The 19,894-nt window shown below is 69.5% G+C and carries 20 protein-coding genes; 11 read left to right on the top strand and 9 right to left on the bottom strand.

Going from position 1 to position 19,894, the window contains the following annotated elements; genetic code table 11:
- Nucleotides 1-214: 214 nt before the first annotated feature.
- Complete coding sequence (locus OIE12_RS17355) at nucleotides 215-1,252, bottom strand: hypothetical protein (protein WP_329136346.1); 1,038 nt, start codon at nucleotides 1,250-1,252, stop codon at nucleotides 215-217.
- 829 nt (nucleotides 1,253-2,081) lie between these two features.
- On the opposite strand from OIE12_RS17355, the gene OIE12_RS17350 reads away from it, so the two are divergent.
- Nucleotides 2,082-2,603, top strand: a complete 522-nt coding sequence (locus OIE12_RS17350; protein ID WP_329136344.1) for an SLATT domain-containing protein — start codon at nucleotides 2,082-2,084, stop codon at nucleotides 2,601-2,603.
- Nucleotides 2,604-2,605: 2 nt separating this feature from the next.
- Nucleotides 2,606-3,484 carry an SMODS domain-containing nucleotidyltransferase gene (locus tag OIE12_RS17345; protein ID WP_329136340.1) on the top strand — a complete coding sequence of 293 codons (879 nt, stop codon included), beginning with the start codon at nucleotides 2,606-2,608 and terminating at the stop codon, nucleotides 3,482-3,484.
- 190 nt (nucleotides 3,485-3,674) lie between these two features.
- On the opposite strand, the gene OIE12_RS17340 is transcribed toward OIE12_RS17345, so the two are convergent.
- Nucleotides 3,675-4,895 carry an IS256 family transposase gene (locus tag OIE12_RS17340; protein ID WP_329136339.1) on the bottom strand — a complete coding sequence of 407 codons (1,221 nt, stop codon included), beginning with the start codon at nucleotides 4,893-4,895 and terminating at the stop codon, nucleotides 3,675-3,677.
- Between the two features lie 693 nt (nucleotides 4,896-5,588).
- Between OIE12_RS17340 and OIE12_RS17335 the strand changes: the two genes are divergently transcribed.
- The 3 genes from OIE12_RS17335 to OIE12_RS17325 are packed head-to-tail and all read left to right on the top strand — an operon-like array spanning nucleotide 5,589 to nucleotide 8,016.
- Nucleotides 5,589-6,398: an alpha/beta fold hydrolase gene (locus OIE12_RS17335; RefSeq protein ID WP_329142017.1), complete on the top strand. Its 810-nt coding sequence runs from the start codon at nucleotides 5,589-5,591 to the stop codon at nucleotides 6,396-6,398.
- Nucleotides 6,398-7,660 carry a PP2C family protein-serine/threonine phosphatase gene (locus OIE12_RS17330; RefSeq protein WP_329136337.1) on the top strand — a complete coding sequence of 421 codons (1,263 nt, stop codon included), beginning with the start codon at nucleotides 6,398-6,400 and terminating at the stop codon, nucleotides 7,658-7,660. Before OIE12_RS17335 ends, OIE12_RS17330 begins: the two co-directional genes overlap by 1 nt.
- Complete coding sequence (locus tag OIE12_RS17325; RefSeq protein WP_329136335.1) at nucleotides 7,657-8,016, top strand: STAS domain-containing protein; 360 nt, start codon at nucleotides 7,657-7,659, stop codon at nucleotides 8,014-8,016. Before OIE12_RS17330 ends, OIE12_RS17325 begins: the two co-directional genes overlap by 4 nt.
- Nucleotides 8,017-8,210: 194 nt before the next feature.
- Here the strand turns inward: OIE12_RS17325 and OIE12_RS17320 are convergent, their stop codons facing one another.
- Nucleotides 8,211-8,978: a hypothetical protein gene (locus OIE12_RS17320; RefSeq protein ID WP_329136333.1), complete on the bottom strand. Its 768-nt coding sequence runs from the start codon at nucleotides 8,976-8,978 to the stop codon at nucleotides 8,211-8,213.
- Between the two features lie 264 nt (nucleotides 8,979-9,242).
- Complete coding sequence (locus OIE12_RS17315; protein WP_329136331.1) at nucleotides 9,243-9,641, bottom strand: ArsR/SmtB family transcription factor; 399 nt, start codon at nucleotides 9,639-9,641, stop codon at nucleotides 9,243-9,245.
- Nucleotides 9,642-9,718: 77 nt separating this feature from the next.
- Here OIE12_RS17315 and OIE12_RS17310 point away from each other — a divergent pair, with 77 nt between their 5' ends.
- The 3 genes from OIE12_RS17310 to OIE12_RS17300 all read left to right on the top strand — a co-directional run bounded on the left by OIE12_RS17310 (nucleotide 9,719) and on the right by OIE12_RS17300 (nucleotide 10,979).
- Complete coding sequence (locus tag OIE12_RS17310; protein ID WP_329136329.1) at nucleotides 9,719-10,192, top strand: ArsI/CadI family heavy metal resistance metalloenzyme; 474 nt, start codon at nucleotides 9,719-9,721, stop codon at nucleotides 10,190-10,192.
- A gap of 152 nt (nucleotides 10,193-10,344) precedes the next feature.
- The gene (locus tag OIE12_RS17305; RefSeq protein ID WP_329136327.1) at nucleotides 10,345-10,560 is read left to right on the top strand and encodes a type II toxin-antitoxin system VapB family antitoxin; all 216 of its coding nucleotides are present in this window, start codon (nucleotides 10,345-10,347) and stop codon (nucleotides 10,558-10,560) included.
- A complete protein-coding gene (locus OIE12_RS17300) occupies nucleotides 10,557-10,979 on the top strand; it encodes a PIN domain nuclease (RefSeq protein ID WP_329136325.1) in 423 nt (140 codons plus the stop codon). Before OIE12_RS17305 ends, OIE12_RS17300 begins: the two co-directional genes overlap by 4 nt.
- 176 nt (nucleotides 10,980-11,155) lie before the next feature.
- Here OIE12_RS17300 and OIE12_RS17295 read toward each other — a convergent pair whose 3' ends face one another.
- From OIE12_RS17295 to OIE12_RS17285, 3 genes are all read right to left on the bottom strand, one after another.
- Nucleotides 11,156-11,539: a DUF6188 family protein gene (locus tag OIE12_RS17295; RefSeq protein WP_329136323.1), complete on the bottom strand. Its 384-nt coding sequence runs from the start codon at nucleotides 11,537-11,539 to the stop codon at nucleotides 11,156-11,158.
- Nucleotides 11,540-11,547: 8 nt separating this feature from the next.
- The gene (locus tag OIE12_RS17290; protein WP_329136321.1) at nucleotides 11,548-11,793 is read right to left on the bottom strand and encodes a hypothetical protein; all 246 of its coding nucleotides are present in this window, start codon (nucleotides 11,791-11,793) and stop codon (nucleotides 11,548-11,550) included.
- Between the two features lie 502 nt (nucleotides 11,794-12,295).
- Nucleotides 12,296-13,876 carry an MFS transporter gene (locus OIE12_RS17285; RefSeq protein ID WP_329136319.1) on the bottom strand — a complete coding sequence of 527 codons (1,581 nt, stop codon included), beginning with the start codon at nucleotides 13,874-13,876 and terminating at the stop codon, nucleotides 12,296-12,298.
- Between the two features lie 123 nt (nucleotides 13,877-13,999).
- Here OIE12_RS17285 and OIE12_RS17280 point away from each other — a divergent pair, with 123 nt between their 5' ends.
- The 3 genes from OIE12_RS17280 (at nucleotide 14,000) to OIE12_RS17270 (ending at nucleotide 17,867) form a co-directional block, all read left to right on the top strand.
- Nucleotides 14,000-15,031 (top strand): Lrp/AsnC family transcriptional regulator, encoded by a 1,032-nt coding sequence (locus OIE12_RS17280; RefSeq protein ID WP_329136317.1) that lies wholly within the window; start codon nucleotides 14,000-14,002, stop codon nucleotides 15,029-15,031.
- Nucleotides 15,032-15,228: 197 nt separating this feature from the next.
- Complete coding sequence (locus OIE12_RS17275) at nucleotides 15,229-16,668, top strand: MFS transporter (RefSeq protein WP_443053842.1); 1,440 nt, start codon at nucleotides 15,229-15,231, stop codon at nucleotides 16,666-16,668.
- Nucleotides 16,665-17,867 carry an FAD-dependent monooxygenase gene (locus OIE12_RS17270; protein WP_329136315.1) on the top strand — a complete coding sequence of 401 codons (1,203 nt, stop codon included), beginning with the start codon at nucleotides 16,665-16,667 and terminating at the stop codon, nucleotides 17,865-17,867. The genes OIE12_RS17275 and OIE12_RS17270 overlap by 4 nt, the downstream gene beginning before the upstream one ends.
- Nucleotides 17,868-17,874: 7 nt before the next feature.
- On the opposite strand, the gene OIE12_RS17265 is transcribed toward OIE12_RS17270, so the two are convergent.
- Together OIE12_RS17265 and OIE12_RS17260 are read right to left on the bottom strand one after the other, a co-directional pair.
- Nucleotides 17,875-18,591: a response regulator transcription factor gene (locus OIE12_RS17265; protein ID WP_329136313.1), complete on the bottom strand. Its 717-nt coding sequence runs from the start codon at nucleotides 18,589-18,591 to the stop codon at nucleotides 17,875-17,877.
- On the bottom strand, nucleotides 18,588-19,889 hold the full coding sequence (locus OIE12_RS17260; protein ID WP_329136311.1) for a sensor histidine kinase: 1,302 nt from the start codon (nucleotides 19,887-19,889) through the stop codon (nucleotides 18,588-18,590). Before OIE12_RS17260 ends, OIE12_RS17265 begins: the two co-directional genes overlap by 4 nt.
- Nucleotides 19,890-19,894 lie beyond the last annotated feature (5 nt).

Below are 19,894 nucleotides of genomic sequence, written 5' to 3'. Positions count from 1 at the left end.
CGGCACTTCGCGGGAAAAACCCGCTGTGGCTGGGGCGGTCGGCTCCACGGCTTTAGGCAGCCAATTCGGCGCGAGCCTCGAAGATCATGGCCAAAAATCGGGCACTAACGGGCAGGTTCACAAACCTGCCCGATCCGCTGGCTAGCCTAATGGGCCATGATCACTCGCGCCAAATCAGCTCCAGCCCAAAGCCGCTCCACCGACCTATCGAGAATTACCCGTGCGCCGCGCGCAGCTTTTTACGCATCCAGACGGTAAATTCTTCATCGGTGACGTGCGGCCTCAGTGACTCATATGGCAACCCCCCTGATCCTTCCCGATCTTCAGCCAGCATGGCAATTCCCGTAATCACCGGGATGGAAATGAGTTCCATCCTTCGAAATATCTCCTGGCACGCCTCCTGAGCCTTCTCCGTGTAGGTCGAAAGGTAGGCTTGGTGCACCACATCCATCGCATATAGTTCCGAGTATCCAGACCCCAATCGTTCCGTGGACGGCTCGACTCTAACGACGCGCACCCAGGGCAAAGCAGTCATCTTCGGTTCACCGTCGATTACATGAACGCCAATCATGGGCGCCCTAACGACCGCAACCGGGAAGACCGCCCGGACATCGTAGTAGCAGTGCTTGGGCTTCGGTTGACAGACCCGCGAGAAGTGTTTGAACGCCTTCATGAGAGGTAGGGCAATACCTCTGAATGTCTCCTCTCCCGTCAGTTCGATTTTCCCGGACTTGCGTACCGCCTTACTCATGGCGATCGCCCGTGGGGGCTCCAGAGAGAAGGGCATTCCACTGAGTCCCAGGGCATGACTCAAGCGCATGCCGATTGTTATGGGAGCATCAGTGGTTGCGTCGTCTGCGAACCGAATCCCCAATTCCTGATGGGGCATGCCAATGAGGCGAGGGAAGTCACCGCATGGGGCCTGCCGGAGGAAAAAAACAAAAGGAAGCTCAGACTGCTTGCATTCAACTAGCATAGTCAAGTGCGGACGGATATAATCCTGCCCAATGTGATCATACTCGTGATCTATATAGGCATCCAAATTGCGAAACTCTCCGGTGTCTTCATCGATGTATGACCATTCCTCTTGGACTAGCAAAGAGCGTTGGTCAGGGACAAATTTGGATGCGATTGAATCCACGGCAACGGATTGGAGGGGGTAACCTGACGCGGTCACCGCCTTGAGTAGGTCTTCTTCTTTCACTCCAGCGCCCAGTTGATTTTCTTGTGGGTTCTCTGGACTGATTTCCATCTACTCCCCCTTGGTTAGATCTGTCTCAGATTATCTCATCTGTGAGTGATCCCGTACGAGAGATTGGGGAACCCAAGGGAGAGCGACTGGGCACTTGAAAAGGGTGAGCGCCCCCCGGGCCGTCCTCGGGCCGTGGAAGGGCGCTCAACGATGACTAACGCGAGAACTGCTGACAGCTCAGCAGCAGGTCAGGGCGTTGATCGGATAGGCGGCCGCAGGTCACGGCTGCCGGTGATCAGTTGTGGCTGTACCGGGTGTGGCATGCAGGCGCGAAAAGGCCGGCGGACGGGGGTGCCGTCGTTCGGGCTCGACCGCCAGGCAGGACACAGAAGCAGCGCGGCTGATGCCGGTGGGGGTGTAGCGAGGCATACGCGCGCCTGGTCTGTCGGCGCACCCGCCGTCGTGGCTGACTGTCGTCGGCTGAGGTCCATGCTGCTCGCATCGAAGGTGGCGGTCGTCGGTCGAGTGGCTGGGTGATCGCCTCTGGGCCGTCCCTGGGCCGTGCGAGGGTGCCCGAGGCTGACCAACGGCGACCGACAGTGACAGACGGGCCGTAGCCCTCAGTGACGAACCCCCAGGTCCGCGCGCCGTGACGATACGGGTTTCCGCCCAGGGGTGGCGGTCGGGCAAGATGGGGTGTTTCTTGTCAAGTCCGGCTAATCAGGCCGGTTCTGCGCGCCCGAGCATGCTGCACATTGGTGGACATGGCAGAACACCGCATCACATGCGCACCACTGGTCCACCGTGAGCCCAGCCGTCTACACTGGCCCGCTACTCCAGTTGCCCCGTCTTCACCTACTTACACGGTTCCTGGCCCACTGAGGTGTTCGTGTCACTGATCCCCAACGGCATCCCTGAGTCGCACCGAGCCATCGCACAGGAAGCCGACCGCATCCACGAGAGTGCATTGTGGAGTGCTCAAGGACAGTTCGAACAGGCCAAGTTGTGGCGGCTCATCAACCTAATGCTCGGCGTCCCGGCAGCAGCGCTTGCCGCCATCTCTGGCGGAACTGCCCTCGGCGGCGACCTCGGCATATGGCCCGGGGTTTTGGCTCTCATCTCGGCTGCGTTCAGCGCCACCCTGACCACCGTGAACGCTTCGCGTCGCATGACACAGGCACAGGCGTCGGCGAACGCCTACCTTCAGCTGCAGACAGCCGCCCGGCAGTTTCTCACGATCGATCTGGCCGACATGAACCGCGAGGACGCGCGAGACACGCTACGCAATCTCACCAGCACTCGGGACGAGCTCAACAAGACGTCCGACCCACCGGGCCGCCTGGCCTACAAGAAGTCCAGCAAGAACATCAGCGGCGGTGGCCAGAGCTACGCCGCGGACGAGGGGCAGTAGGAATGGCAACGACTACCGTGGCCGCGTTCAACGAGTTCGACATCAAGGTGAAGCCCTCACCTGTCACCTGGACCAAGGTCTACGGGCGCCGAGATGCCGTCGTGAACGTCATCAAGGCTGCGTTTCCTGCCGGGAACGACATCCGCTATCAGTCTCACAAGATCATCGGCTCGCTCGGGCGGAACACCGCCTGCAACCCTGTCGATGACATTGACCTCATGGTACATCTGCATGTCGACCAAGAATTGTGGAACCGAAGATACCGGGACAACTCCTCTGAGTTTCTGTATCGAGTGCGGAAGGTTCTTAACGAAAACTCGCCCGTACGTAAGATTGGCGCTCGTGGCCAGGCTGTGCGGTTCTTTTATTCCGACGGTCTGAGCGTGGATGTGGCACCGGTTGAAAAATACACGAGTGGCGATTACGGCATCCCTGATGGTGCGGGTAACTGGTTGACCACCAATCCCAACAAACACGAGACATACCTCAACGATCGCAACAACACCTTGGATGGCGACCTAAAGAAGATCATCCGGTTTGCCAAGAAGTGGAACAAGGCGCACAGCTCGCGTCTTGCGTCCTTCCATCTTGAGATGCTGGTCGCGCGGACGTACGGAACCTTGGGAAATAACTCAAGGACAGCATTGCGATTGTTCTTCGACTACAACCTTCATAATCTCTCCGTGCAAGATCCCGCCGGATTTAGCGGCGACCTTTCCGCCTACTTGAACTGGGCGAGCAGGGACGCCGTAAATGACAGTCTCAAGAGTGCCCGGGACAGAGCAGACCTGGCATTGGCCGCTGAGAACCGAGGCGACCACCGTGAAGCCATCCGTCTTTGGCGGATCATCCTGGGCAATGACTTCCCTACGTACGGGTGACAGCTCCCACCAGGTACGCGAAAGCGTAGAGGCTGACAGCGGTCACATCCCACAGCCAGCCTCAGCCTTCGCACTCGACTATCACGCCACAGGCAGACATACAACAACGAAGTACAGCAACCGGTAGCGCTCGGCATCGGACCACATAGCTCTCACGGCAGGGTCGCGTCCCGCGTCGTGGTGTAGGCGATCAGTCCTCTGACGTGGTGGGTAGGAGGATCGTGTCGTCGGGGTAGAGGGCGTCCATGCTTTCGTTGGAGAGGTAGCGGCGGGGGAAGGTGATCCATTCGTCGTGGAGTTCGGCGAGGACCGCGGTCGCGAGGCGGAGGACGGCGGGCGGGTTCGGGAAGACCTGGACGACGTCGGTGCGGCGTTTGATCTCGCGGTTCAGCCGCTCCAGCGGGTTCGTGGACTGGATCTTCTTCCAGTGCTGGTGGGGGAAGTCCGCGAACGCGGTCAGATCTTCCTTGGCGTCCAGCAGCATGTCTCTGACCTTGGGGAACTGTCGGCCGAGCATGTCGGCGACGGTGTCGAGTTGGGTGCGGACGGCGTCCGCGGTGGGCTGGGCGAAGACGGTGCGGATCGTTGCGGCGACCATCTCCGCCGAGCCTTTCGGGATCACGGCGAAGACGTTGCGGACGAAGTGGACCCGGCAGCGCTGCCAGGCGGCGCCGAGCATGACCTTGCGGATCGCTTTGACCAGGCCGCTGTGGCTGTCGGAGATGACCAGGCGGACGCCGGTCAGGCCGCGTTTGCGCAGGTGGCGCAGGAACTGGGTCCAGAAGGCTTCGGTCTCGCTGTCGCCGACCATGACGCCGACGACTTCGCGGCCGCCGTCCTGGGTAACGCCGGTGGCGATGACGATGGCCTGGGAGACGATGCGGTGGTCGGCGCGGGCTTTGACGTAGGTGGCGTCGAGGAACAGGTAGGGGAACCGGATGTGGTCCAGCGGCCGGGTGCGGAAGGCATCGAGCTGTTCGTCGAGGTCCGCGCAGATTCGGGAGACCTCACTTTTCGATATCCCGGTGTCGGAGCCGAGGGCTTTGACGAGGTCGTCGACGGAGCGGGGGGAGACGCCGTGGACGTATGCCTCCATGATGACCGCGTAGAGGGCTTGGTCGATGCGCCGGCGGCGTTCGAGGAGGCTGGGGAAGAAGCTTCCGACCCGTAGTTTCGGTATGGCGAGTTCCAGGTCGCCGGCTTGTGTGGTCACTGTCTTCTCGCGGTGTCCGTTGCGCCAGGTGGTGCGGGTTTTGGTGTGTTCGCCCCACTCGGCGCCGATCTTTGTGGTGGCCTCGGCCTCGATCAGTTCCTGCAACAGCCTTTCGGCGACCTCGCGGACGAGTTCAAGACCATCGGCCGAACGTAGTGACTCAAGCAGGCGAAGTAGGTCATGCTGGGACAAGGCCACCGTGCACCCCCTGGGGTCGAACTGCCCGTTCACTCTGGAGAGTTGCACGGTGGCCTGCCAGTTGAGCAGGGAGCAGTCACCGGCAGACGGTGCAACCAAGGGAGCAGAACCCGCGCACTCAGCCGCGGAGATCCCCTACACCACACAGCGGGACGCCATCCACGGCAGCCTGTATGACCTCCAACAACCGAACTCTCTAGAGTTACGGATCAGAAGGTTGCGGCCGTGGTGTGCGCAGCATGGCCGCACCACAAGCGCACCAGATCGAGCGGGGAACAGCGGGGAGCCACGAGGAAAGCGACCAGGCGCGACCAGCCCATGACTCAGACGTTCCCCCAGGTCAGCCGCCGAACCGGCCGCAAGTGATCGCAGCTTCCCAAGCTGAGAGCGCGAGTTCGATTCTCGTCACTCGCTCCACACGAAACCCCCAGGCCAGAGGCCCGGGGGTTCTTTGTTGCGTGGACCGGCGGGTGGGCTGCGCACCACAACTGCACCAGAGGCGTCGATGCGGGCCAGGGCGCTCCGTGCGACGCACGTGAACTGTCCCGGCTCTTCCTCGGCCGGCTGAGGGTTCCGGGGTCCGACCCCCGACTGCCGGTTCCGTCGTCTCGACGCCGTGTCGGGGAGGGCGCCCGGCCCTCACGCTGCTGGCTGGGAATGTCCGCCCGGGAGGTGTCTGCGAGCATGGACCGCATGGATGTGCGGAGCAGGAACCATGTGACGGTGACCGGGCGCTCCGGGGGGCCGGTGGTGATGCTGGCGCACGGGTTCGGATGTGACCAGAACATGTGGCGGCTGGTGGTGCCGGCTCTGGAGCGCGACTTCACGGTGGTGCTCTTCGATCACGTGGGCGCGGGGCGCTCGGACCTGTCGGCGTGGAGCCGGGAGCGCTATTCGACGCTCGACGGATACGCCGACGACGTGCTGGAACTGTGCCGGGAGCTGGCGCTCGGCCCCGTGACGTTCGTGGGGCACTCGGTGAGCGCGATGATGGGCGTGCTGGCCGCCGTGCGGGAGCCCGAGGCGTTCGCCGGGCTGGTCCTGCTCGCCCCCTCGCCGTGTTTCGTCGACGACCCGGAGACCGGTTACCGGGGAGGGTTCAGCGCGGGGGACATCGAGGAGCTGCTGGAGTCGCTGGAGGCGAACTATCTCGGCTGGTCGGGTGCCATGGCCCCGGTGATCATGGGCAATCCGGAGCGGCCGGAGCTGGGTGAGGAGCTGACCAACAGTTTCTGCCGCACCGACCCGGAGATCGCGCGGGTCTTCGCCCGGGTGACGTTCCTGTCCGACAACCGCGCCGACCTGGCGGAGGTGAGGGTGCCGACGCTCGTGGCGCAGTGCTCCAGCGACGCGATCGCCCCGCCGGAGGTGGGCGCGTTCGTGCATGCGCGGATTCCGGGGAGCCGGCTGGTGACGCTGAACGCCACGGGACACTGCCCCCAGCTCGCCGCGCCCGAGGAGACCGCCGCCGCCATCGCCGACTTCGCGGGAGCCGCCCGGTGATGTCCAAGACCGACGACGGAGAGGACGGCCCCTGCCGGGGTGACGAGCCGGCGGATGAGCAGGCGCAGTTCTCCGCGCTGCTGGAGGACAGTGCCGAGGATCTGTACGAGCACGCGCCCTGCGGCTATCTGTCCACCCAGCTCGACGGCCGGATCGCGAAGATCAACGCCACCCTGCTGGACTGGCTCGGCCACCGACGCGAGGACCTGGTCGGCCGCAAGCACTTCTCCGACCTGCTCACCGTCGGTGGCCGGCTCTACCACGAGACCCACTTCGCCCCCCTGCTCAGGATGCAGGGCGAAGTCAACGGAATCGCCCTGGAGCTCAAGGCCGCCGACGGCACCCGCCTGCCCGTCCTGATCACCTCGACGGTGAAAACGGGCAGCGACGGGCAGCCGTTGCTGATCCGCACCACCGTCTTCGACGCCCGCGACCGCCGGGCCTACGAGGCCGAACTGCTGCGCGCCCGCCGGGAAGCGGACCGCGAGCGCGACCGTCTCCAGACCCTGGCCACCACCCTTCAGGAAACCCTCCTGCCGCCCGCCCTGGTCGACGTCCCCGGCCTGGACGTGGCGGCCCACTACCACATCGCCTCCACGGACAAGGTCGGCGGCGACTTCTACGACCTCTTCCCCCTCGATGCCGGCACCTGGGGTCTCTTCCTCGGCGACGTGTGCGGCAAGGGCGCCGCGGCCGCGGCCATCACCTCCCTGGCCCGCTACACCCTGCGCGCCGCCGCCGTGTACGACCCCGACCCGGTCGCGGTCCTCGGCAACCTCAACACGGTCCTGAACCACGAGTACAACGGCGCCGACCCCCGCTTCTGCACCGTCGTCTTCGGTCTGCTCACTCCCGACCGGGGTGGTTTCCGGATCACCCTGGCCAGCGGCGGGCACCCACCCGCCCTGCTGATGCGCGCCGACGGCACCGCCGACTTCCTGCCCACCCCGGGCGGACAGCTCATCGGCGTCCTGCCCGACGCCCACATCGCCACCACCACCGTCCACCTGGCGCCCGGCGACACCCTGCTCCTGCACACCGACGGACTGACCGAGGCGCACACCAACGCCACCGCGGGAAGCGAGGACCGCTACGGCGACGACGCCCTCCTCGACTTCGGCCGCGCCCTTGCCCCCACCACCGCCTCCCGCACCGTCAGCGCGGTCCGGGACCTGCTCGACACCTTCGGTACCGGCGTGGACGACGACACCGCCGTCCTCGCCGTCCACGCGCCACGACCTCCCAGTGGAGAGCAGCAGTGACCAAGCACCTGACCCTCCACACCCGCACCACCACCGCCGGGCCGGTCGTCGAGATCGCCGGAGACCTCGACTACGACACCGCCGGCCAGGTCCGCGCCGCCCTGCCCGGCCTCGGCCTGCGCCCCGGTCAGCAGCTCGTCCTCGACCTCGGCAGCCTCTCCTTCTGCGACTCCAGTGGCATCACCGTGCTCATCGCCGCCCGCAACCACGCCTTGGCCGCCGGTGCGAGCATCGCCCTGGCCGCGGTCCCCGACCGTGTGGGCCGTATCTTCCGCATCGTCGGTCTGGAGCAGGTCTTCCCCACCCACCCCACCGCCCAGGCCGCCGAAGCCGCCTGGCGGCCCGCCGGCGGCTGATCGGGGAACGCGGATCCGCCCGGACGTGGGGCGAGTTCGCCGAGCAGGCCGCGGATGTGCTTCTCGATCTCGTCGCGGATCGGGCGCACCGCGCGCGCACCGCTTCCGCAAGGCGTCGCGGCTCAGACCTCTTCGGCGCTCAGGCGTGGATGCTCGGCGGTGAGCAGTCCGATGTCCTCCACTTTCGCCGGTTGTCAGTAGCGGTGGCCGGGCCAGTGCGGGTCCGTCCAGCGGGCCTCGCCGGTGAGGCCGAGCAGCCGTATCCGGTGCCGCAGGTCTGCCGAGGCGCCCGACTCAGGGAGCCGCACCGCGGCGTGGTCGAGGAGCCAGGCGACCAGTTCGGCGCGCATCCTCTCCTCGTCGTGCTCGTACCAGCCGCCCTCCCACGGCAGGTTGTCTCCCAGGAGCTCGTACTCCCATTCGGCGACCGCCTCGGTGAGGCGCTGGTCGCTGAGGTGGCCGGTCTGTTTCTCCCAGTCGGCAAGCCAGGGGCCGGGCGTTCCGGATGCCTCGGCGCACATCGCGAAGACCTGGTGCGCCGGGACGGCCGCATCCGGATCGGTGAGGCTCTGGACCCACCAGGCGTGCAGGAACTCGCGTACCGGGGCGGCGTGCTCGTCGGGCCACCGCTGCCAGCGGCCGCGGGCGAAGGAGCATCCCGCCTCCTCCAGTCCGAACAGGGGCTCCACCTGGCCGGCGACCAGGGCCCTGGCGAACTGCGGCAGGATGCGGCGCAGCACGGCCGCGTGATCAGTCCAGTCGATGGCCTGCCAGGTCCGGCCCAGGAGGTCCGGGTCCAGTTCCACGTCCGGCGTCCTCAGAAGGGCGAGTTCCTCCGCGCTTCCCCAGTGGCAGTCGCAGTTGTACTCGTCCGGATGTGCCGTCATGCCGCGGAAGGTGACGGAGAGGTTGTCCAGGGCGGCGCCGAGGCGGCGGCGTGCGGGATGGTCGGTCAGAGGCATGGTCGACGTACCGGCCTTCGAGGACTCCGTACGGCTTCCGCCGACCGAAGATCGCCACGTTACCCGGTGAGTCGGGCCTCGCAGTGGCCGCCGTGGGACGGGGGACCGCGGTGAGCCAACGGCGACGGCGACGAGCGCCTGCCTCCGTGTTCTCTCTCACCGGGGCAGGCCCCTTTCGCGGCCGTTCAGGAGAGGCGCGAAGGTGCCTCCGGACCGGTCATCCGCCGCCCATGAATGCGGGCGGACGCCCCTGCACGCCGCTCCTCACCCCACCGACGCGGGATGCTCGGGCAGTGACGCACCGGCCGGACGTGTGAGGATGCCGGCGAGGTGGTCGGTCGTCTCCGGGACGAGCCAGTAGTAGACCCAGGTGCCACGCCGCTCGCAGTCGATCAGGCCCGCCTGCCGCAGCAGTTTCAGGTGGTGGGAGATCGTCGGCTGGGAGAGGTCGAAGGCCGGGGTCAGGTCGCAGACGCAGACCTCTCCTCCCGGTCGTGAGGCGATGAGCGACAGCAGGCGCAGTCGCACCGGGTCGCCCAGCGCCTTGAACACCTTCGCCAGTTCGACGGCCTGGCCCTCGTCCAAGGGAGTGGTCAGCAGGTCGGGGCAGCATGCTCGGGCTTCGTCGCTCCGGCCGAGCACCACCCGCGCTTGATTCGACATGCTTCTATGTTGACACCCTTCGATCCAGCGCGCAATCTTGCATTGACAGACATCAATGCAAGTGGATGGGAGCCGTCATGTCTCGCGCTCAGCTCGCTCTCCGTGTCAGTGACCTGGAAGCGTCGATCACCTTCTACTCGAAGCTGTTCGGCGCCGAACCGGCCAAGCGGCGCGAGGGCTACGCCAACTTCGCCCTCACGGAGCCCCCGCTCAAGCTCGTGCTGATCGAGGGTGAGCCCGGTGAGGAGACCCGGCTCGACCACCTCGGTGTCGAGGTCGAGTCCAGCGGTCAGGTCAGCGCCGCCACCGCCCGGCTCAAGGGCGCCGGCCTGGCCACCTTCGAGGAGAACGACACGTCCTGCTGCTACGCCCTCCAGGACAAGGTGTGGGTGCATGGTCCCGGGAAGGAGCCGTGGGAGGTCTACGTCGTGAAGGCCGACGGCGACACCCTCGGCAAGAGTGCCGACCCGGACGCCGGCGGCGACGGCTGCTGCACCGGCCAGGCCGGCGAGGAGAGCCCGGCGGCGGTCGGCTGCGCCTGCGGGCAGTGACCCGAACGGCCGGGTGGCAGTGGAACGGCCATGACGACGGCGGTCGTCCTCGGCGCCTGCGGGGATCGAGGACGGCAGCCGCTGCGGCGCCTCTCTCAGCTATCGAGCGAGATATAATTTACGGCAGGCTTTATATCCAAGGAGATGCGCTGATGAGCAGGACAGTGATCGACCTCGACGATCAGCTGGTCGCGGACGTGGCCCAGGCGCTCGGTACCAGCACCAAGAAGGAGACGGTGAACACCGCGTTGCGCGAGGTGCTGGAGAACCGGCGGCGTGCTCTGGCGCTCGCCCGGCTGAGGGCGGCGGCCGGCGAGGGGGCCTTTGACCTCGATCTCCTGGAGGACAAGGGGAACTACCGCAGGTGAACGCCGCACAGTTCCTGATCGACACCAGCGCGCTGGCTCGTCTGCTGCGTGGCGACGGCGAGCAGTACGGATGGGACCAGGCGACGGCCGCCGGGCTCATCGCCACCTGCCCCATCACCGAGCTGGAGTTCTTCTCCAGCGCACGTTCCGCGGCCGACCGTGCGCAAGGCATCGACGACCTGCGTCTGCTCTTCGGCTGGGTGGCGGTCGACGACCGCGCGTACGACCGGGCCTGGCAGGTCCAGGAGATCCTCACCCGGCGAGGGCAGCACCGCAGCGCCGGGCCCGTCGACCTCGTGGTGGCGGCCACGGCCGAGTTGCAGGGGCTGACCCTTCTCCACCGCGACCGGGACTTCGAGTGCGTCGCCGCCATCACCGGCCAGGCGCTCCAGTGGTACGGCCCGGAGGCCGGCAAGTGAGCCGAGGCTCCGGCCGGTTGTCGTAGGCCCTGGCCCCTTGTCCGCGGCTGACCGTGGTCGGGACCGGTCGCGTCGCCCTGGGGCACGTGGCGCGGTCAACTGCGTAATCGTCCAGCGCGCCCGGTGCCACCTTGGCTTCCTGAGGTGAGAGCGCGGGGTACGCGGGTTGGCAATCCTCAGCGTTCCCAGTGCTCCTCGCCGCCAGGTCCGACGGTGACAGGGGCGATGCCGCGGCCGATCAAGTGCCACGATTCGAAGTGTGGATCGGGTGCCACCCGCAAGCGGGCACCGGCGCGGAAGTCGATGCTCAGGGCTCCGCGGCCTTGGACGTCAACGGCTGTGACCGGCTGCCCGAGCAGGCCGAGCACCGGGGGTATACGTACTCCTGCTCCCGGCTCCAGTTCATGCCATGCGCCGCCTGCATCGCGGAGCCGGAACGACGTTTCTACGATCAACTCGGCGTCCACGCCGCATTTCTCGCCCACAGCAGGCGCCCTCAAGCAGAGGCGCACTTGATGATCGAACACCACCCGGTCGACGACGGAGCCGATCAGTGACATGGGCACCCTCACTCTGTCTCCCGGCCGACGGCTCTCAGCTCGGCTTGTCGTCGACGGGTGTGCGCCGGCAGATCGTTCTTGATGGCCATGACGTCCTCGACCGGTATCCGGACGGGTGCGCAGTACTGCGCGTCACATGACCGCGGGAAGGTGCCGTCAATGAGTGAGATACCGCTGAGAACCACCGCGCCGTCATCGTCGATCTCGGTGCACAGGACCGGGTGGAAGGAGCAGTCCTCGTAGATGTCTCCCACTCGGATCCCGGCGGGGTTGCGAGGGTCCGTTACCCAGCCGTGCCGCGTCTCGGTCTGCAGCCACAGCGGCAGGCCGAAGTAAGGGTCGGTGGCTTCGCCCCGCCCTCGGAAGAGGCGAAGCCCTTGCCCGGCCGCGTCCCGCGACAGACCGCACGTCCTGCAGACAAGACGGCGACGCGCGAACACCGAGGGAGCCGCGTCGTCGGCCGCGGGCACCGCCGGGGCGACGTGTGCTGGGCCGGCGCACCTCGGGCAGCGCACGAGTACGTGATCGATGAAGTGGTACTTCGTGTGCCGAGCGTCTCGGAAGCGCGAGGGCGGGAGCATGACGCCAGTATGCGGATGCGGTGCTGTCGGTCGCCGACGACTGTCACCCGCGACGGTCGGGCACTGGCGGGCGGCAGTGACCACGCACGCTCGCTCCCGCCGGAGGCGTGCCGAGTAGGTGGCCGCTCAGGACACCTTTCTCCTCATCAAGTGACCTGACCGAGGGCGGGGCCCGTCAGTGGGGATCGGCGGCCGGGTGCTCCGTCGTGGGGTGGTCGTGTGCGGGGGTGGGCCGGGGGGCCGCGGTGGTCGGGCGGGGGGTTGGGCGTACGGCGAGGAGGACTGTCAGGGCGCCCAGGGCCGCTGCCAGGGAGGAGAGGAGGAAGACGCGGTCCAGGGCGGTGGCGAAGGTCTCGTGCAGGAGGTGTTCGGTTGCCGGGCGGTGGGGAGCGGGGGTCGCGGCCAGGAGGTGGTGGGCCTGGCCTGCGGCCAGGGCGGAGGCGGTTCGGTCGGGGTTCGGGACCATGCCCGATGCGCCGAGTACCTGCGACGCGCGGCTCGTGAAGACCGCGCCCAGGACCGCGATGGCCAGCGTCATGCCCAGTTGGCGGAAGGTGTTGACCGCCCCGCCCGCCATCCCCGCCTGCCGCGGCGGTACGGCGGAGGTGGCCGCCGAGACCAGGACCGGGGTGGCCAGGCCCACGCCGATCCCGGTGACCACGAGGCCCGCCACCAGGGACGCGGCACCCGCGCCGGCCGTCATCCCGGCGCGCAGCAGCGCCATGCCGGCCGCGATGCACACGAGCCCCAGCCCGATCGGCAGTCGCGGGGCGAACCGCTGGATGTGGCGGCCCGCCCCCGCGGCCACCAGGAACGAGGCGCCGGCCAGCGGGGTCAGGGCCAGACCCGCCGCGACCGGGCCCAGGCCCAGGACCGACTGCAGCCACACCGACACCAGCACCAGGCAGCCGAACGCGCCGCCCTGCAGCAGCAGCGCGCCGCTCATCAGGCCCGCGAACGACGGGCGGCGCAGCAGCGCCGGGTCCAGCATCGGGGTGTCCCCGCGCCGTGCCGTGCGGTGCTCGATCACGACGAACGCGGCCAGGGCCAGGACGGTGCCGGCGAAGGTTCCGAGGATCTCCGGCGAGGTCCAGCCCGCCTCCGGGCCGCGGATCAGTCCGTAGGTGAGTGTGGTGGCGGCGAGGGTGAAGGTCGCCGCTCCGGGGAGGTCGATGCGGACGGTGCCGGACGACGCGTCGAGCGGCGCGTCCGGGCGTACCACCCGCACCGTCATCGCGATGGCCACCGCCGCGATCGGCAGGTTGACCCAGAAGATCGCCTGCCAGCTCAGGTGCTCCGTGAGCAGGCCGCCCAGCAGCGGGCCCGCCGCAGCGGCGGCACCGTTGGCCGCGCCCCACACGCCGAAGGCCGTGCCCCGGTCCCTGCCCCGGTACGACGAGATCAGCAGGGCGGGCGCCGTGGCGAACATGGCGGCGCCTCCGACGCCCTGCACCACCCGGGCGGTGATCAGTACGCCGGCGTCGGGGGCCAGCCCGCACACCAGCGAGGCCAGGCCGAAGAGGCCCAGGCCGTAGACGTAGAACCGCCGGTGCCCGAACCGGTCCGCCAGGGAACCGGAGGCCAGCAGCAGGGCGGCGAGGGCCAGGGCGTAGCCGTCGATCACCCATTGCAGGGAGGTGAAGGAGGCGTCGAGGTCGTCGGCCATGCTGGGCAGGGCGACGTTCACGATGGTCACGTCCACCAGCAGGATGAAGGCGCCCAGGCAGACGGCCACCAGGGGCCACCACTTGCGCATGTTCTCTCTCCGTTCTCCACGACGGACCGGTCGGACGCCGGTCGTTGTTCGAGACTGGGGTCACTGCGAGTGAATCGGGGAGTCAGGGGTTGTGAGTTGCTCGGATCCGACATAATCAGTGGCGTGAAGACGTATCTCGACATCCCTGTCGACGCTCACCGAGAGCTCTCGGACGACGAGACCGCGCTCGCGCACGCCCTTCAGATCAACGGGCGGGCCTCGTTCAAGGAGATCGCCGACGTGCTGGGGGTGTCCGACCAGACCGCCGCGCGGCGGTGGTCGCGGGCCCGGTCCGCCGGGAGGCTGCGGGTGCTGGGGCTGACCGATCCGCTGCGGCTCGGTGACTCCTCCTGGATCGTGCGGATCCGGTGCACGCCCGACGCGTCCGCCTCCATCGGGGAGGCACTGGCGCGGCGCCCGGACACCACCTGGGTCACCCTCAGCTCCGGCGGCACCGAGCTCGTCTGTGTGGTGCGGGCCCGGGGGCCCGGGCTGCGGGAGCCGCTGCTGCTCCAGAAACTGCCGCGCACGCCGCAGGTGATGGATGTCTCGGCCCACTGCCTGCTGCACATCTTCTTCGGCCGGGACCTCAGCTCGATCAACAAGAGCGGGCCGCTGACGCCCGCGCAGGTCGCGGCGCTCGAACCGGCTCCGCTCGGGCCCGAGCCGGCCGCGGACGCGGCCCCCGTGGCACTGGACGACGGCGACCGGCAGCTCCTGGATCTGCTGGCCCGGGACGGCCGGGCCGCGCCGGGGGAGCTGGCCGCCGCGACGGGCCTGTCACAGTCGACGGTGCGCCGCCGGATCGCCGAGCTCCGGGCCGCCCGCGTCCTCTACTTCGACGTCGACTACCACCCGGACATCCTCCAGCGGAACTTCCGGGCCGTGCTGTGGCTGGAGATCGATCCCGCCCGCCTCGCCGAGGCGGGACGGGCGCTGGCCTCCCATCCCGAGGTGCCGTTCGCCGCCGCCGTGACCGGCACGACCAACCTCTACGCCAGCGTGTCCGTGCCGGGCGTGCAGCACTTCTACCGCTATCTGACCGGGTCGGTGGCCACCCTGCCCGGGCTGCGGCACACGGCCACCGCGCCCGTCCACCGCACCCTGAAGGGTCCGGGGCCCTACCTGCCGACGACGGCGACGGCGACGGGGTGAGCCCGTCGGCGGCGACGCGGTGAGCCCGCCCGGGATGTGGTGCGAGGGCACCAGGCGGCGGCGGTGGCTGGTCCGGCGGCACCAGGGGCGGTCGGGGTGCGGGGACGATGCCGGGGCCGGGTGCCGGGGGCGAGTGTGGACGGGCGCGGGGATTCCGCGCAGTCCCTCTCGCCTCGCGGCATCTGGAGTGATCACCCGTGTCCGAAGCCGTCCCGCCCTCCGCCCGTATGGGGAAATCGCCGATCGCCGCCCTCGGTGTGCTGGCGCTCGCCCTGGGGGCCCTTCAGTCGGTGCTGGACCCCGCGTTGCCGTTGCTGCAACGGGAGTTGGGGCTCAGTCCGTCCGAAGGGGCCCTGGTCGGCAACGTGTTACTCGTCACCGGCGCGGTCGTCGCGCCCGTCGCGGGCAAGCTCGGCGACCGTTACGGCGGCAAGCGCGTACTGGTCCGGCTGATGGCCGCGGTCTCGGCCGGCGGGCTGCTGGCCGCGCTGGCGCCGAACCTGCCGGTGCTGCTGGTCGGTCAGGTGCTCCAGGGCGTCATGGTGGGAGCGCTGCCCCTCTCCTTCATCCTGGCGCGCAAGAACCTCCCGGCAGGGCGGTCGCAGGCGGCGATCGGGGTGGTCCTCGCGTTCTTCACGGGCGGCGGCATGGTGGGCACGCTGTTCGCCGGGCCGGTCGCGGAAGGGCTGTCCTGGCACTGGATGTTCGCCCTCCCGACGGTCGTCGTCATCGTGGCGACGCTGGCCGTGATGCGGCTGATGCCGCACGATCCCCCGGTCCGGGCGGAGAGCCCGATCGACTGGCCCGGCGTCCTCCTGCTGAGCGGCGCGCTGCTCACGTTCATGATCGGGCTCGTGCGGGTGACGGGCTCCGGCCTGTCGCCGCTCGCCGTCATCGCCCTCACCGTGGCCGTGGCCGGCCTCGTGACCGGGTGGGTCGTCGTCGAACGCCGGACGGCCGCGCCGATGGTCGACCTGCGCATGCTGGCGCGGCCCGCGATGTGGCACGCGTGCGTCCTCACCCTCGTCGTCGCCACCGGTTTCGGGATGACCGCGCTGCTGGTTCCGCAGATGTTCGCGATACCGGGCGACGGGTACGGCTTCGGGGCCGACACCACCGACATCGGGCTGCTCCTGCTGCCCGGCGCCGTCGCCGGGTCGCTGGCGGACTCGGTCGGCGGCATCGCCACGCGGCGGTTCGGACCGCGTGTCGTGGTCGTCGTGGGCAGCGTCGTCGCGGTGGCCACCCTGTTCGCCCTGGCGTCGCTGCACACCGCCGAGTGGCAGCTCGTCCTCGCGAAGGTGCTGACCGCGTTCGCCGCGGGCGTCGGCACCACGGCGCTGCTCGCCGGCGCCGCCACCGACGTCGAGGCCGGGGACACCGGCATCGCCACCAGCCTGCTCGTGGTGACCCGGGTGATCGGTATGGCCGTGGGCGCGCAGGTCGCCGCCGCGATCCTCGACGCCGGGGCCGATCCGGTGACGGGCATGCCGGCCGAGTCGTCCTTCGTCACCGGTTTCACCGTGGCCGGACTCGTCGCCGCCGTGTCACTGCTCGCCGTCCGACTCACGAAAAGCCGTACCTCGAAGACCCGTACCTCGAAGACCCGTACCTCGGAAAAGGGAGCCACGGCATGACCGTCGACACGTCCGTGAAGCGAAGCGTTCTGATCTCCGGCGCCAGCATCGCCGGGCCCGCGCTGGCGTACTGGCTGCACCGGTCCGGACGGTTCGAGGTCACCGTCGTGGAGAAGGCGGGCGCGCTGCGCGGCGGTGGCTATCCGATCGACATCCGCGGGACGGCGGTCGAGGCCGTACGGCGGATGGGGCTGCTGCCCCGGCTGCGCGAGGCGCACCTGGACGCGCAGCGCCTCACCTTCCTCGACGCGGGCGGCGACGTGGTCGCCTCCGTGAAGGCGAGCGCCGTGGCCGGCGGGGTGGCGGGGCAGGATCTGGAGGTGCGGCGCGGGGATCTGGCCGCGCTGCTGCACGCCTCGGTCCGTGACGACGTGGAGTTCCTGTTCGGCGACTCCCCCGACACCCTGGAGGAGTCCGGGCACGGCGTCGACGTCACGTTCCGCGGCGGGGCGCGGCGGACGTTCGACCTGGTCGTCGGCGCCGACGGCATGCACTCGCGCACCCGCGCGGCCCTGTTCGGCCCCGAGGAGCGGTTCCACCGGTACCTCGGCTACTGCTTCGCCCTCTTCACCATGCCCAACGCCCTCGGGCTCGACCGCGAGATCATGATGTGGAACACCCCGGGCCGGGCCGCGGCCCTCTACGCCACCGGGGACCACGACGAGGTGCACGCCTTCCTCACCTTCCACCGCCCCGAGCCGCCGTACGAGGCCCTGCGGGACCCGGCGGCCGGGCGGGAGCTGTTCGCCCCGGTGTTCGCGGACGCCGGGTGGGAGGTCCCGGCCATGGTCGGCGCGCTGCGGGACGCGGCGGACCCGTTCTGCGACACGGCCGGGCAGATCCGGCTGCCCTCCTGGTCCCGGGGCCGCGTCGCCCTCGTCGGCGACGCGGCGTACGCGCCCTCGTTCCTCACCGGGCAGGGCACGAGCCTCGCCCTGGCCGGCGCGTATCTGCTCGCCCACTCCCTGGTCACGCGGCCGGACCACACCGCCGCCTTCGCCGCCTACGAGCACGGGCTGCGCGAGTTCGTCGCGCTGAACCAGGGGCTGGTCGACAGCGGCGAGGCCCGGCTCTTCCCGGCCACGGCCGAGGCCCTGGAGCGGCGGAACGCGATGCTGCGGGGTCTGGTCACCCTGCCCGCCGCCCCGCCCCGGCCGGCCCACTCGGCCCTGACACTGCCGGAATTCCCGGCGGCGTGACGCGTGTCTACTGGTCGGGGCCGGCCTGGGCCAGCCCCGTCCGGTAGGCGATGACGACGAGCTGGGCCCGGTCGCGGGCCTCCAGCTTGGTCATGGCGCGCTGGACGTGGGCGCGGACGGTGAACGGGCTGAGGAACATCCGTTCGGCGATCTCCTGGTTGGACAGTCCGGTCGCCACCAGGGCCACCATCTCGCGCTCGCGCGGGGTGAGCACGGCGAGCCGCGCGGAGTCCTGCGGTGCGGCCTCGTCCGGCGTGGCCAGGAAGCGGGCGACGAGGGAGCGGGTCGCGGCGGGCGACAGCAGGGTGTCGCCGTCGGCGATCGTGCGCACCGCGTCCGCCAGGTCCTCGGCCCCGATGCCCTTGCCGATGAAGCCGCCGGCCCCCGCGCGCAGCGCCTGGGCGACGTACTCGTCGGTCTCGTACGTGGTGAGGATCAGGACGCGGGTGCCGCGCAGTGCGGGGTCGGCGCAGATCTGCGACGTGGCGGTGAGGCCGTCCACCTCGGGCATCCGGACGTCCATGATGACGACGTCCGGGCGCAGTTCGCGGGTGAGCCGCACCGCCTCCCGGCCGTCGCCCGCCTCGCCGACCACGGTGATGTCGGCGGCGGTGTCCAGGAGCATGCGGAAGGCCCCGCGCAGCAGGGCCTGGTCGTCGGCGAGCAGTACGCGCAGCGGCCCGGCGCGCCCGGCCCCTTCGCCGTCCGTTGCCGTGTCGGTCATCGGTCTCCTTCTGTGGACGTCTGACTGGGCTGCGGCAGGGGCAGTTCGGCGGTGACCAGGAAGCCGCCCCCGGGGCGGCCGCCCGCGTGGAGGCGGCCCCCGACCGCGGTGGCGCGTTCCCGCATCCCGATCAGACCGTAACCGGGCGGGCGTTCCGGCACGACGGGCAGACCCGGCGTCCGGTGGGCGCCGCGTCCGCCGTCGTCGGCGACGGTGAGGACCACCCGGCCGGGGTGCCAGTCGAGGCCCACCCGGGCGCTCCCGGAGCCGGCGTGCTTGGTCACGTTGGTCAGGGCCTCCTGGACGATGCGGTAGGCGGTGAGGTCCAGGCCCGGGGGCAGCGGCCTGGCCGTGCCCTCCTGCCGCAGCGTCACCTCCAGGCCCGCGCGGCGGAAGTTCTCCAGGAGCATGGGCAGCCGGGACAGCCCGGGCGCCGGCTCGTCGGGCGCGACCGCGTCCGCGGTGCGCTGCGCGCCGCCCGTGGCCCGGTCGTCCCCGGTCTGGCGCAACAGGCCGACGGTGGCGCGGAGTTCGTCGAGCGCGTGGCCGGTGGTCTCGACGAGTTCCCGCAGGCTCCTGCGGGTCTGCTCGGGACGGGTGTCGAGGACGTGGACGGCGACCTGGGCCTGGGCGTTGGCCAGGGTGATCTGGTGGGCCACGAGGTCGTGCAGTTCCCGCGCGATGCGCAGCCGTTCCTCGTCCACCCTGCGGCGGGCCTCGCTCTCCCGGGTCTCCTCGGCCCGGCGGGCCCGCTCCTCCACGGCCGCGAGGTAGCCCCGCCGGTGGCGCACCGCCTGCCCGAGCAGACCGGCCACCAGGGGGGAGGCGGCCGCCACGGCCATCCTGCTGGCGTCCGCCCAGGAGAACCCGTCGGACAGCGGGATCGAGGAGACCAGCAGCACCCCGGCGGCGAGCGACACCACGGCCACCGCCCGCCGTTCGTCGCGCGCGGTGACCGTGCTCGTGCAGGTGTAGGTGGCGATCAGGGCGGGAGCCATGATCACGGGGGTCATCAGCAGGGTCAGCGGCTGCACCAGGGGCGCGACCGCCGTGGTGGCGGCCAGGACCGCCAGGGGCCTGCGGTGCCGCAGCGGCAGCGGGGCGCAGGACACCAGGGCGACGGCCCAGGCGTACAGGGGCGGCGGCAGGGAGGCGGTGTCGTCGGTCCGGATGCCCCCGGCGAGCAGGCAGAGCACGAAGGCGGTCGCGGTGACCGCCGCCTCCCGCCGCCACGCGCCGCGGGAGCGCGGGCCGCCGCGCCCGCGGCCGGCCCGGCTCCCGCCACTCGCGTGTGCCATCTCCC

Origin of the sequence: Streptomyces sp. NBC_00670 (assembly GCF_036226765.1) — a bacterium.
Lineage (GTDB): Bacteria > Actinomycetota > Actinomycetes > Streptomycetales > Streptomycetaceae > Streptomyces.
This window is presented reverse-complemented; position numbering and strand designations above follow the sequence as displayed.

Bases quoted from the DNA above. Each gene is read 5' to 3' on its own strand.
- OIE12_RS17355 (WP_329136346.1), bottom strand. From the start codon at position 1,252: ATGGAAATCAGTCCAGAGAACCCACAAGAAAATCAACTGGGCGCTGGA.
- OIE12_RS17345 (WP_329136340.1), top strand. From the start codon at position 2,606: ATGGCAACGACTACCGTGGCCGCGTTCAACGAGTTCGACATCAAGGTG.
- OIE12_RS17335 (WP_329142017.1), top strand. From the start codon at position 5,589: ATGGATGTGCGGAGCAGGAACCATGTGACGGTGACCGGGCGCTCCGGG.
- OIE12_RS17330 (WP_329136337.1), top strand. From the start codon at position 6,398: ATGTCCAAGACCGACGACGGAGAGGACGGCCCCTGCCGGGGTGACGAG.
- OIE12_RS17320 (WP_329136333.1), bottom strand. From the start codon at position 8,978: ATGCCTCTGACCGACCATCCCGCACGCCGCCGCCTCGGCGCCGCCCTG.
- OIE12_RS17315 (WP_329136331.1), bottom strand. From the start codon at position 9,641: ATGTCGAATCAAGCGCGGGTGGTGCTCGGCCGGAGCGACGAAGCCCGA.
- OIE12_RS17310 (WP_329136329.1), top strand. From the start codon at position 9,719: ATGTCTCGCGCTCAGCTCGCTCTCCGTGTCAGTGACCTGGAAGCGTCG.
- OIE12_RS17305 (WP_329136327.1), top strand. From the start codon at position 10,345: ATGAGCAGGACAGTGATCGACCTCGACGATCAGCTGGTCGCGGACGTG.
- OIE12_RS17295 (WP_329136323.1), bottom strand. From the start codon at position 11,539: ATGTCACTGATCGGCTCCGTCGTCGACCGGGTGGTGTTCGATCATCAA.
- OIE12_RS17285 (WP_329136319.1), bottom strand. From the start codon at position 13,876: ATGCGCAAGTGGTGGCCCCTGGTGGCCGTCTGCCTGGGCGCCTTCATC.
- OIE12_RS17270 (WP_329136315.1), top strand. From the start codon at position 16,665: ATGACCGTCGACACGTCCGTGAAGCGAAGCGTTCTGATCTCCGGCGCC.
- OIE12_RS17265 (WP_329136313.1), bottom strand. From the start codon at position 18,591: ATGACCGACACGGCAACGGACGGCGAAGGGGCCGGGCGCGCCGGGCCG.
- OIE12_RS17260 (WP_329136311.1), bottom strand. From the start codon at position 19,889: ATGGCACACGCGAGTGGCGGGAGCCGGGCCGGCCGCGGGCGCGGCGGC.